The sequence below is a fragment of the Pseudomonas sp. PA15(2017) genome, assembly GCF_001945395.1.
Taxonomy (GTDB): domain Bacteria; phylum Pseudomonadota; class Gammaproteobacteria; order Pseudomonadales; family Pseudomonadaceae; genus Aquipseudomonas.
In genome coordinates, this window is record NZ_MSXV01000028.1 from 1 (window position 1) to 12,141 (window position 12,141).

Sequence of the window (12,141 nt, forward strand, 5' to 3'; positions counted from 1 at the left end):
ACGACCATAGAGCGTTGGAACCACCTGATCCCATCCCGAACTCAGTAGTGAAACGACGCATCGCCGATGGTAGTGTGGAGCTTCTCCATGTGAGAGTAGGTCATCGTCAAGCTTCTACCCGAAAGCCCTGATCAGGTAACTGATCAGGGCTTTCTCTTTTTAGCTCGAATGATGGTGTGGCTGTGAGAGTCCCGGAGTGCCGGCCACCGGAGTGCCGGCCACCGGAGTGCCGGCCACCGGAATGCCGGCCAGATCATCGTCAAGCTTCTATAAGAAACCCCAGATCTCGACATAGGTCTGGGGTTTCGTCTTTTTGGGCTGGAAAATACCAAGGCCTAAGACCCGGTGGCGCCAGGCAGGCGGACATGCACATGCAGCGCGCCTGCCTGGGTATCGCTTCGCTCAAGCGCAGGCTACAGAGGTGATTTCGTGGTGGAAGGGTGAAGCGTCTTCCACCCTAGGGTGCGTATAGAACTCTCGTAGCCTGGGTTAGCCGCAGGCGTCACCCAGGGAGCTGGTGGGGGCGCTGAGCCGTTTAACCGGCTCCTGCCTACACAAGCGCGTGTGCGTCTAGCTTAGCTGCAAGATTCTCCAGTCCGGCCGATCGACTGCCGGCTTCCAAAATCCGATCTGCAAAAACGACGAAGCCCGCATATAGCGGGCTTCGTCGTTTACAGGGTTACCTGGTTACTGCAGCTGTTCCCTCACTGCAGCGATACTGCGCCCAGCCTGGTTGAGCCAGGACAGGTCGCTGCCCATCAGCAGCATATCGCTGCCCATGTCGAGCAGACGCTTGGCGGTTTCGCTGTCGGCCGGGAAGCAGGGCACCATGACCTGGATGCCGCGGGCATGGCATTTCTCGATCAGCAGTTCCAGGCGCTGCAACACTTCGGGGTTGCCCAGGCGGTAGTCGACTGGCAACTGGCGTGACAGCGAGTAATCAGCCGGGCCGAAATGCACGGCGTCAATGCCCTCGACGTCAAGAATCGCGTCGATGTTGTCGAAGAACTCATAGCTCTCGGCCATCGGCACGATCACCGTGCGCTCGTTCTCCGCCTGTGTATAAGTGCTCCAGTCGAAGTTCGGCCCGGCGTAGTTGGCCGAGCGTACCGAGCTGTCACCCCCACGGCGGCCCATGGGTGGGAACTTGCTGCTGCGGATGATGCTGCGCATCTGCTCGGCGTTGTGTACCTGCGGGATGATCACGCCGCTGGCACCCATTTCCAGGGCCTTGCGGATATCCCAGTCAAGGGTGCCGCGCACCCGCACCAGGCTGTGGATATTCGAACACTTGGCCGCCAGGATCAGCTTTTCCATGTCGCGGTCGACGCCCAGCGAAGTGTGCTCGGCGTCGATGAACACGAAGTCCAGGCCCCAGTTGCCGGCCACTTCGATGGGCATCGAAGCGGTGCTGTAGATGTTCATGCCATAGGTGGTGCCACGTGCCATCAACTGTTTCAGTGTGCTGGTCATCGGGGCGCCCTCAGATGCGGTAGGTGTCAGGCAGGCGATCACGGAAGGGATGCACTTCGAATACGCCGGGTTCACGGATCAGCGACTTGTTGCGGGCCTTCTCCACGTCGATCTCGACGGTGAACACGCCGTCCTCAGCGCCAGCCCGTACCAGCGTCTTGCCGGATGGTTCGATGATGTGGCTCATGCCGATGAACTGCATGCCGCCGTCCATGTCGTTACGGTTCGGGGCTACAAAGTAGACGATGTTCTCGGCCGCTCGCACGGTGCTGAAGATGTCCGGCAGCATGCGCGCCTGCTCTGGCCAGGCGGCCGGCAGTACGACGATGTCGGCGCCTTCCAGAGCCAGGGTGCGGACTACTTCCGGGAAGCGGATTTCATAACAGATAGCCATGCCGATGCGGCCGATCTCGGTGTCGAACACCGGTGGCGTCCACTCATCCGGGGTATCGGTGAAGCGGTCGCCGATCATGAACGGCAGGTGACGCTTGCGGTGCAGACCGACGATGCCTTCCGGGCCGATCAGCGCGGCAGTATTGAAGATCGCATCCGGGCGACGCTCGTAGAAGCCGGCGATTATATAGATGCCGGTCTCTGCGCTTACCGCCAGTAGCGGGGCCAGTGCCTCGATCTCGATGGCGCCACGCTCCAGGTCTTCACGGCTGTCGAAGGAGCCACCGGTGAGCAGGCATTCTGGAAAAGCGATCAGGCGCGAGCCTTCTTGCGCTGTCTGACGGGAGAGCTTAGCGACCTTTTCGATGGTTTGAGTCGGGTTGCCGGGGACGGGGTGGATCTGCGCGACCGAAATTTTCATGGGTTTCCTCTATAGGTGGCAGAGCGCACCCAGGTGCTCGGGTGCGCTTGTTCGTGCAGCGACGCTGCAGTGATCAGGGGCTGTTCACGATCGTTGTGCGCCTGACGTGGTAGCTCCAGGGCAGAAGCAGCCGTTCGCTGATCCACTGTGGGAGCGCGCTATGCGCGCGAAAAATCGCGGGCATGGCCCGCTCCCACAGATAATCACCAGTCCACCCTACGGGCGCGAACGGCCGCTCCCGCTCCTTAGCTGTCAAAATCGGCGAACCTGGGTTGGAAGATCATGAACAGGTGTTCAGGGCTGGGTAACGTCCATGGCCTCGTAAACCTTCTTCACGAGCTGCGGGTCGATCTTGGCGGCGTACTTGTCGACGACCGGGCGGATCTTTTCCTGGATGCGGGCGACTTCTTCATCCGGCAGCTCGTTGACCTGCATGCCGGAGGCCTCCAGCTCGGCGATGGCCTTGCTGTCGGCTTCACGGGAGATCTGTCGCTGCTCGAGGCGCACCTCCATGGCCACCTCGCTGATCAGCTTCTTCTCGTCGTCGTTGAGCTTGTCCCAGAAACCTTTGCCGATCAGCACGATCTGCGGGTTGTAGTTGTGGTGGGTGAGGCTCAGGTACTTCTGCACCTCGTTGAATTTGGAGGCGAGAATCAGCGCTGCCGGGTTTTCCTGGCCATCGACGGTGCCGGTCTCCAGCGCCGTGTGCACTTCGGTGAACGGCAGCGGGGTCGGGTTGGCCCCGAGGGCCGACCACACGTCGAGGAACAGCGGCGATTGCTGAGCGCGAATCTTCAAGCCGGCGATGTCCTCCAGCTTGGCGACGGGACGCTTGTTGTTGGTCAGGTTGCGTACACCCAGCTCCCAGAACGCCAGGCCGACCAGATTCTGTTCGGGCAACTGGTCGGTGAGCATCTTGCCGACCTCGCCATCGAGCATGGCATCGACCTTGGCGGTGTCGGTGTACAGGAACGGGAAATCGAGGATGCCGAAGTCGGTGACGTGGTTGAGCATCAGCCCGGCATTCCAGGTCATCATCTCGATCACGCCGCCCTGCAGCGACGACAGCACCTGCACATCGCCGCCCAACACGCCGTTGGGGAAGGTGCGAACCTTGATCTTGCCACCACTGCGCTCGCTGACTTTCTTGGCGAACAGCTCCATACCGATGGCCGGCGGCGTGCCCTTGGGGCTGGTGGCGGCGAATTTGATGGTGTGCGAGTTGTACTCGGCGGCGAAGCTCAGGCTGCTGGCCAGCAGCAACGCGGCAAGTGCGGTCAGTTTCATCTTCATGGTGAAATCCTTGTTGTGGTTGTTGTTATTTGGCGAACCATTCGGCCGGCACGGTGACCAGCTGCGGAAAGGCGACGAGCAGAAACAGCACGATGATTTCGGCGATCAGGAACGGGAAAGTGCCCTTGAGCAGCGCCTCGTAACGCATTCGTCCGATACCGCACACCACGTTGAGCACCGTGCCCACGGGTGGGGTGATCAGGCCGATGGAGCAATTGATCATGAACAGCACGCCGAAATAGATCGGGTCGATGTCCGCCGCCGTGACCACCGGCACCAGAATCGGCGCGAGCAGCAGTACGGTCGGGGTGAGGTCCATGACCATGGAGATCACCAGGATCAGCAGCATCAGTACCAGGATCAGCAGCTTCGGGTTGTCCATCACCGGCTCGATCAGGTCGATGATCTGCCCGGGTATGTCGGCGATGGTGATCATCCACGCCGGGATCGAGGCGGCGGCGACCAGGAACATCACCGCCGCGGTGGTCTTGCCGGCGCGCAGCAGCAACGCGTTGAGATCCTTGAGGTTCAGCTCGCGGTACACCAGGGCCGACACCAGCAGCGCATAGACGCTGGCCACGGCGCCCGCTTCGGTCGGCGTGACCACCCCGAAGCGCAGGCCAACGACGATGATCACCGGCAGCATCAGCGCCCAGATGCTGTCGACGAAGGCCTTGGCGCGCTCCTTGCCGGATGCCTTGGGGCTGAGTTTCACATCGGTGTCGCGGCGCGACACCAGCCACCAGGCTACGCACAGCGCCACGGCGATCATCAGCCCCGGAGCGATGCCGGCGAGAAACAGCTTGGTGATCGACAGGCCGGATGCTACGCCGAGCACCACGAAACCGATGCTCGGCGGGATGATCGAGCCCAGTACCGAGACCGAGGCGATCAAACCTCCGGAGCGGTTCTTGTTGTAGCCGGCGATGACCATCATCGGCAGCAGCAGCGCGGTCAGCGAGGCCGCGTCGGCCAGTGCCGAGCCGGACAGGCTGGACAGCAGCACGCCGGCGAAGATGGTCACGTAACCGAGGCCGCCACGCAGGTGGCCGACCATGGCGATGGCCAGGTTGATGATGCGCTTGGACAACCCGCCGCTGTTCATCACCTCACCGGCGATGATGAACAGCGGAATGGCCAGCAGCGGGAAGCTGCCGGCGGAGTTGATGATGTTCTGCGCGATGATCTGGCCATCGAACAGGCCCAGCAGCCACATCAGCGCCACACCGCAGAGGATCAGCGCGTAGGCGATGGGAGCGCCGATGAGAATGGCGGCCAACAGCACGCCAACGAAGACGGTAAGGGCCATTACTTCAGTACCCCAGGTTGGGTGGTCGGTGCGACATGGGTGTCGGGCTCGGCGGTGCGCGGGATGTAGCTGCCCGCCGGCTTTCTCAGGTTGTCGATCATCTGCACGGTGATCAGCGCGGCGCTGAGCACCGAGAACACCAGGCCTGCGCCGTAGAACAACGCCATGGACACACCGGTCGAAGGGGCGCCGACGTGCAGGTTGATCAGCGTCTGCTTCCAGCTGCCCTGCAGGAACAGCCAGGTCACGTAGAGCATCAGCACCTGAGTGAGCAGCAGCAGGTACTTGCCGACCGTGGGCGATACGCGGCTGGTCACGATATCGACGCCGATATGGCCGTTCTCGTGAAGCATCAGTTGCGCCCCGGCGAACACCAGCCAGACGAAGGCCAGCCGCGAGATCTCCTCACTGAAGAACAGCCCGGAGTTGAAGCCGTAGCGCAGTACCACGTTGGAGAAGATCAACAGGGTTATGCAGACCAGGCTGGAAACGATCAGCACTTTCAGCGTGGCGAAGTAGAGGGTCAGAATGCTTTTCATGGTGCGCTCTCCGGCGAATGGGCAGATGAGCGAAGTAGGAAAGTTGCCTTGTTTTCGGCGCGCGCGAACGCGTCCGATACGGCAGCGCTGGCCGTGTCGTCGGGGGCGAGCATTGGTCACCTTTTTATTGTTGGTTATATGTTTGTATGCGGTGATTGATTCTTTTCTGAATGCCGATAGGTGTCAACGCAGCGGCGGGAAGAGTCGGATTCAATGTTTTTATTAGGCTGATAAAAATGGCAGCGGCTGGCGGATTTCCACGGATAGCAACGCAATTGGAAAAGTTGCGTACGGATAGTTATGGCAAATAATCAGACAGGCACGCGAGTGCCGCCGGCCTCGCGGGCGGCGGGCATAGCGGGTTTTACAGATAAAGTAAGCGTCATGGCAGTGCATGCAAATCCTTTTGCACAAGTTGTCGAGTAATTAGCGCCGTTGATTATTTGCAGGCTGCTTTATAAGTAAGGCGTTTATCGGGTGATCAGGCGAACTGCGGCAGCCACAGGGCCAATTGTGGGAACGCAATCAATAGCGCGATAAGTAACAACAGCACGAAGCAGAACGGTAACGCGCCGTAAATGACATCCATGAAGTTACCCTTGTTGCGAATACTCTGCACCACGAACAGGTTCATGCCGAACGGCGGGGTAATCTGCCCCATCTCGCAAAGCACGATCAGGATCACCCCGAACCATAACGGGTCGAAACCCAACGCGACGATCACCGGCACCACCAGCGGCGCAGTGGTGATCAGCATCGCCAGGGTGTCCATGAAACAGCCGAGGATGATGTAGAACAGGATGATCGCCAGCAGCGTGGCCATCGGCGACATGTCCAGGTCGGTGACGAAGCTGACCAGCGTGGGCGTGAGGCCGATGGCTGACAGCACGAAGTTGAGAAAGAACGCCGACAGGGTGATGAAGATGATCATCCCGCTGGTGCGCATGGTCGATTCGAATGCCTGGCCCAGGTTCTGCCAGGTGAAGGTGCGCCGCCACAGGCCCAGGCCGAATGCGGCCAGCACACCGAGTGCCGCCGACTCGCTGGCCGTGGCGAAGCCACTGTAGATGGCGCCGACCACCAGCACGAAGATCGCCAGCGGCGGCAGCAGGTCGGGGATGCTCGCCAGACGCGCGGCCCAGGTGGCGTGCTGCCGGGTGCCGCCGAGCTTCGGCCAGATCATGCAGGTGATCACGATCATCGCCACGAACATCACGCACAGCAGCAGGCCGGGAATGGTCGCCGCCAGGTAGAGCTTGGGTACCGAGATGTTGGCGATCAGCGCGAACAGAATCATGTTGATCGACGGCGGAATCAGAATGCCCAGGGTGCCGCCTGCGGCAATCGAACCGAGGAACAGCGGCGCCGGATAGCCCTTGCGCGTCTGTTCCGGCAGGGCGATGGTCGAGATGGTCGCCGCCGTGGCAACGCTGGAACCGCTGGTGGCGGAGAACAATGCCGACGCACCAATATTGGAGTTCATCAGACCGCCCGGCAGCCACGACAGCCACTTGTCCGCAGCGCTGTACATACGCCCCGCCACACCCGAGCAGACCAGTAGCTCGCCCATCAGGATGTACAGCGGAATGGCCACCAACAGGAACTCGGCGCCGGTGCTCCAGGCGATCTCGCCCATGGCATTGCTCAGCGGCAAGGCCGAGAACAGCTCGGCCAGCGACATGCCCAGCAGGCCCACGCTGACTGCCGCGGCCACGCTGAGGCCGAGCAGCCCCAATAAGACGATCAGGGTGAATGCCAGCATCTCAGCGGCCCTCCCGGGTGGTTGCAGCATGGCTGGAGCGAGACTCTTCCTCGATCTCCTCCTCGACCGAATTGATGCCGATCAGCGCGTTGGCTGCGGCCCAGCGTTGCTGACGCAGCTGCATCAGGCTGTTGTAGCCCAGCACCAGAATGGTCGAGGCAAAGAACAGGTAACCGGCGAACCACAGCGACTGGGGAACCCACTGCGGCACCTGCAACGGCGTGGTGGAAATCGAGCGATAGACGATGGAGTCCCACAGCACCGCGCCGACATGAAAGAGCAGGGTGCCGACGAACAGCGCCATGCCGGCCAGGGCCAGCAGATCGAGGCCGACTCTCGGCTTGAGCGACAGGCGCGAGTAGAGGATATCCACACGCAGGTGGGAGCGCCTGAGCAGCGCGATGGGAAAGGCCCAGGCGCTGACGATGGCCAGCACGTAGCCGGCGATCTCGTCGGCGCCGCCCATGGAAAAGCCGAACAGGCGGCGCAGCAGCAGATCGATGCTGATCATCAGGGCTGAGCCCATCAACGCGATGCCACCCATCCAGGCACTGGCCCGGGCGATGCGGTTGATGAGCCGGAGGCTCGGAGTATCGGTAGCTTGCATGAGCAATTTCTCCGCGAACGGTTGCAGGTCGGCGCCGTGGCGCCGCATCGGGCGAGGTCTGTCGCTGTGCTCAGGGATCTTTCAGGCTGACGCCAATCGCCTTACCCGCCGTGGCATTCCATTGCTGCACGCAGTCGGCGCCACAACGTTTGCCCCAGTCATTGGCGATGCGCAGCACGACCTCGCGCAGCCTGGCGCGCTCGTCTTCGGTCGGCGCACTGGCCTGCATCGCGGCAGGGTGATGAATCTGGCAGTCGGCGGCGCCGGTGTTGCAGGCCAGCGCATAGCGGTTCTCGCGAGCGGTTTCCGTCCACAGGGCGTCCTCCAGCACGTGCGACTGGGCCTGCAGCAGGCGCTGCATATCGGGGGAAAGCTGCTGCCAGCGTTGCAGGCCCATGGCGTAGAAACCGATCGACCAGTCCACCGGCAGGTCGTAGACGTGGGCTGCCACGTCGTACCACTTGGCGGCATTGCCCGAACCCATGCCGGTTACCGCGCAGTCGATGACGCCGGTCTGCATGGCCGTGACCACCTCCGCGAAGGGCAGGGTCACTGGCGATGCGCCGAGGGCGCTGACCATGTCCGCCATGTTGCGACCGCGTACCCGCACCTTGCGGCCCTTCAGGTCGTTCAGGCCATTCACGGCATCGCGACAGAAGAACACCTGGGCGGTATAGGGTACCGTGGCCAGCAGCTTGACGCCGTGGCGCTCGGCCATGCGTGCCTCGAGCACCGGTTTGTAGGCATCGGCAATCTGCCGTGAAGTGGCGATGTCGGCGGCCATGCCGGGCAGGTCGATACCCTCGAAAGCCGCATCGTCGCCGGCCACGAAGGCGAACACGCCCATGCCGATTTCGACGGCGCCCGCGCGTAGTACGCGCACCATCTCCGGGCCCTTGAGGCCACTTTCAGAGAGGCCCATCAGGCGAGCGGTGACAGACCCGCCCGAATTGGCGGGCAGAGTTTCAGTCCAGAAAGGGCGCTCGACGGCGCGAAAGGTATAGTTGTGGCTGCCGCCACCGACCACGTTGAAATGGACGGACGACGCATCGTCCGCAAGTGCGCTGGCGCCAATCGCGCAGCCCAGCGCAGCCAGGATCATCCTGGGGAGGGAATACAGTTTCATGGTAGTCCTGTTGTTTTTCTGGGGGAGCTACGGGGCAGAAACCTGATGAAACGTGCAGCGGGTCAGTATTGGAATTGTCATCGCGCCTGACCTTGCGCGGTGCGACCGAGGTCAGCGTGCCCGGTCGATGGCCGCGTCGATCAGCGGGCGTGAGCCCACCACGTCGGGAAACTTCTCGCCCTGGGCCAGGCGCGCCAGGGTGTGCTTCTCGTTCTCCTGGAACTCGATGGCGCGGTGGGCCAATGCCAGCGCCTGGGCGGGCGGTAGGATGACGATGCCGTTCTCGTCGGCGATCACCGCATCACCGGGGTGAATGACGACCCCGCCGCACTGTACCGCGGTACAGAACTCGCCTTCCTCACCCTTCACCCGCGTGGTGATGGCGCTGGCGCCCCACGACCACACCGGCACGCCGTGCTGGCGCAGCTCGCCCAGGTCGGTGACGTAGCCGTCGACGATGATCCCGGCGATGCCCGCCTGCTTGGCGGCATAGGCCATGGCACCACCCATGGCCGCGGTCACGCTTTCGCCGCAACGGTCGACCACCAGGAAGTCACCCGGCCTGGCGCAACCCATCGCGTAATGCAGGATGCCGCCGTCGGCGCCAGGCATCTTCACCGTCACCGCGGTGCCCACGGTGCGCACATTTTCGAAGTGCGCCCTGATTTGCGGGCTCAGTATGCCGGTGGTGATGAAGTGGCCGATGGTGGCGGGCTCGGCGCGCAAAAGAACGGAAAGTTCTTCTGGATTAATCGCCTCGGGAAGTGCTTCGATAATATACATGCGCTGTTTAATTATTCGTTTTGGGCAAGAAGTGAGCTCGATCCTAGCAAGCATGTTTTTACGGCGATAATAAAAATCAGCGTACGGAAGAGGGGACGATTTTTATCATGCGAATTACCCTGATGCAGATCGAGGCCTTCTACTGGACGGCCCGATTGGGCGGTGTACACGCTGCATCTCGCCACCTTCATCTGACCCAACCGGCCATTTCCTCACGCATTCGCGAGATGGAATCGCTGCTCAGCGTCAAGCTGTTCGACCGCAGCAAGCAGCGCATGACCCTCACCGCCGATGGCCATATCGCCTTGCGCCACGCCGAACTGGCGCTCAACAACAGCGTGAAACTGGAGCAGTTCGCTGCCAAGCAGAAGCAGCACCGCCGGCTGCGCCTTGGCGCCGACGAATGCTCGGCGATGGTTGGGCTGACCGCGGTGATCGCCGAGATCAAGGCGCACTTTCCCGAGATCACCCTGGAGATCACCATCGCCGTCGGCGCGGTGCTCAACCGCAAGCTCAACGACCACGAACTCGACCTGGCGCTGCTCACCAACCCCGCCACCCGCGAGGACGTCACCGACATCTTCATCGGCTGGATGACCTTCCAGTGGGTCGCCGCCCCGCAGTTGGCCATCGACGCCGAGCCCTTCCTGCCCGAGCACGCCGCCGGCCATCCCATCGTCAGCCATTCGGCGCCCTCGACCCTGTACTCGGTGGTGGAGAACTGGCTCAAGGGCGGCAACGCACCGTCGGAAGCCTTCCACTCCAGCAACTCCCTGAGCTTCATGGCCAAGCTGGTTTCTGCCGGCCATGCCATCGGCATCCTGCCGGTGCCGCTGATCCGCGAAATGCTCGCCCTCAACCTGCTGAAAACCCTGCCCTGCGATCCGCCCATCCCGCCAGCGCGCTTCTGCCTCTCCTACATGACGGAAATGCCCGACATGCAGATCGATGCGCTGGTGGCGATTACCCGGGAAACGCTATTGCGGCAGAAGTTTTTGGTCGGCCCGGAGGTGATGGACGGCAACTGACCGAGTGCCTGAGCCTGGGGTCAGTCGAAGACCGCCGCCGTGTCGATGCGCCGCCAGACCGCTTCGGCAAAACTGTAGAGCGCGAACGCGATCAGGCCCGCGCCAATCAAACCCAGCCAGAAGGCGCCGAAGGGCAGGGATTGCAAGGCGTGCAGCGCGTCCTCGAGGCCGGGTGGGGAGGTGGGTTCATAACGGGTACCGCCGCTGAACAGCATGCCGGCCACCACCAGAAAGGACAGGCCGCGGGCGATGAGGCCCGCTTTGGAGATGGGCGTTACCCAGCGCATGACCTCGTCCGAGGCCGAGAAGTACTTTTCGAACTTGGCTTTCCAGCCCTTGATGATATGGGCGATACCGACGCCCAGGGGCACCAGCGCCACCAGGTACACCAGGTAGTTCGAATACTGCCAGCCCAGCATGCCGGAGAGAAAGTCTTCGCCGCCCCCGCCACCCCCGGAGGACTCGCCCAGCGAACTGCCCAGCAGGCCCAGCGTGAACAGGGTCAGCAGGCTGTAACTGATGGCGCCACCGACGAGGCCGGCACGCGCAGCGAGCCCCTTGGCGTCGGTGCCGTGGTCTTCCGGGTCGGTGATCGCCTGGGTCAGCCGCCAGGCGGCGTAGGCAATGAGCCCGACCACCATGATCCACAGTAGCGTCTCGCCGAACGGTTGCCCCAGCAGTTGCGAGATGGCGCCTTTGGTGCCGACCGTCTCGCCGCTCCCCCAGGCCGCGAGCAGCGCGAAAGTGCCGATGATCAGGTACACCACGCCGCGCGCCGCGTAGCCAGTCCGAGCGAGCCAGACGATACCTCGCGAGAGTTCGCCTTTGGCGTGAATGGCCGGGTTGTACATGGTCAGCATCCTGAGTCGGTGAGCGTGATCGCGATGCAGTTGACACCCACGGGCGGATTGCGGTTTCGATTGATTGGCCAGCGGTTTCGGAAAGGCGTGCCAGCGGTGTCGAAAGACCTGCCTGGCGCCAGAAACGACAAAGCCCGCACAGGGCGGGCTTCGTGTTGCGTTTCCTGGTCACCTCTCGGATGACGGAAACAAAGATCTGGCGCACCAGGCGGGATTCGAACCCACGACCCCTGCCTTCGGAGGGCAGTACTCTATCCAGCTGAGCTACTGGTGCGTTGCGGGGCGCAATCATACGCATGTCGCTGGCGTGCGTCCATGCTGGGCGAGGGGCTCATTTGGTGGGCCTTGGCAGCAGGTTTGCGCTATAAGAAAAGCCAGCCCGATTCCCGCCCATCTACGGGCTGTTAATTTTCTCGAACAGGCTATTGCCCTTTGACCGAGCTGATCTTAGGATCTGTTTGATATTTCAAACGTCCGTGTCGGCTAAGCTGAACTCCCGATTACACATGCCGTTCGAACAGCCATGCAGTGGCTAATCTGTCGCTCA

Annotated in this window: 11 protein-coding genes, 1 tRNA gene and 1 rRNA gene; 2 read left to right on the forward strand and 11 right to left on the reverse strand. The window is 62.1% G+C overall.

The annotated features are described in order from the left end of the window. A 5S ribosomal RNA gene (rrf, locus tag BVH03_RS09490) occupies positions 1-112 on the forward strand; the annotation flags it as partial. A 575-nt stretch (positions 113-687) separates the two neighbouring features. On the opposite strand, the gene BVH03_RS09495 is transcribed toward rrf, so the two are convergent. From BVH03_RS09495 to BVH03_RS09535, 9 genes are all read right to left on the reverse strand, one after another. Next, positions 688-1,473 carry an HpcH/HpaI aldolase/citrate lyase family protein gene (locus tag BVH03_RS09495; protein ID WP_075960932.1) on the reverse strand — a complete coding sequence of 262 codons (786 nt, stop codon included), beginning with the start codon at positions 1,471-1,473 and terminating at the stop codon, positions 688-690. Between the two features lie 10 nt (positions 1,474-1,483). Beyond that, a complete protein-coding gene (locus BVH03_RS09500; protein WP_075960933.1) occupies positions 1,484-2,287 on the reverse strand; it encodes a carbon-nitrogen hydrolase family protein in 804 nt (267 codons plus the stop codon). Positions 2,288-2,581: 294 nt separating this feature from the next. Continuing rightward, entirely contained in the window at positions 2,582-3,580 is a 999-nt protein-coding gene (locus tag BVH03_RS09505; RefSeq protein ID WP_075934798.1) for a TRAP transporter substrate-binding protein, read from the reverse strand. 25 nt (positions 3,581-3,605) lie between these two features. Continuing rightward, on the reverse strand, positions 3,606-4,889 hold the full coding sequence (locus tag BVH03_RS09510) for a TRAP transporter large permease (protein ID WP_075960934.1): 1,284 nt from the start codon (positions 4,887-4,889) through the stop codon (positions 3,606-3,608). Next, entirely contained in the window at positions 4,889-5,428 is a 540-nt protein-coding gene (locus tag BVH03_RS09515; protein ID WP_075960935.1) for a TRAP transporter small permease, read from the reverse strand. Before BVH03_RS09515 ends, BVH03_RS09510 begins: the two co-directional genes overlap by 1 nt. A gap of 481 nt (positions 5,429-5,909) precedes the next feature. Further along, entirely contained in the window at positions 5,910-7,190 is a 1,281-nt protein-coding gene (locus tag BVH03_RS09520; RefSeq protein ID WP_075960936.1) for a TRAP transporter large permease, read from the reverse strand. Between the two features lies 1 nt (position 7,191). Further along, a complete protein-coding gene (locus tag BVH03_RS09525; RefSeq protein WP_075960979.1) occupies positions 7,192-7,797 on the reverse strand; it encodes a TRAP transporter small permease subunit in 606 nt (201 codons plus the stop codon). A gap of 70 nt (positions 7,798-7,867) precedes the next feature. Further along, positions 7,868-8,923, reverse strand: coding sequence for a TRAP transporter substrate-binding protein (locus BVH03_RS09530; protein ID WP_075960937.1), 1,056 nt, complete (start codon positions 8,921-8,923; stop codon positions 7,868-7,870). A gap of 111 nt (positions 8,924-9,034) precedes the next feature. Beyond that, positions 9,035-9,706 (reverse strand): RraA family protein, encoded by a 672-nt coding sequence (locus BVH03_RS09535; protein WP_075960938.1) that lies wholly within the window; start codon positions 9,704-9,706, stop codon positions 9,035-9,037. Positions 9,707-9,813: 107 nt separating this feature from the next. Between BVH03_RS09535 and BVH03_RS09540 the strand changes: the two genes are divergently transcribed. Then, positions 9,814-10,734 (forward strand): LysR family transcriptional regulator, encoded by a 921-nt coding sequence (locus BVH03_RS09540; RefSeq protein WP_075960939.1) that lies wholly within the window; start codon positions 9,814-9,816, stop codon positions 10,732-10,734. 20 nt (positions 10,735-10,754) lie between these two features. Here BVH03_RS09540 and BVH03_RS09545 read toward each other — a convergent pair whose 3' ends face one another. Together BVH03_RS09545 and BVH03_RS09550 are read right to left on the reverse strand one after the other, a co-directional pair. Further along, a complete protein-coding gene (locus tag BVH03_RS09545; RefSeq protein WP_075960940.1) occupies positions 10,755-11,585 on the reverse strand; it encodes a DUF1206 domain-containing protein in 831 nt (276 codons plus the stop codon). A 206-nt stretch (positions 11,586-11,791) separates the two neighbouring features. Further along, positions 11,792-11,868, reverse strand: a tRNA-Arg gene (locus BVH03_RS09550). Positions 11,869-12,141 lie beyond the last annotated feature (273 nt).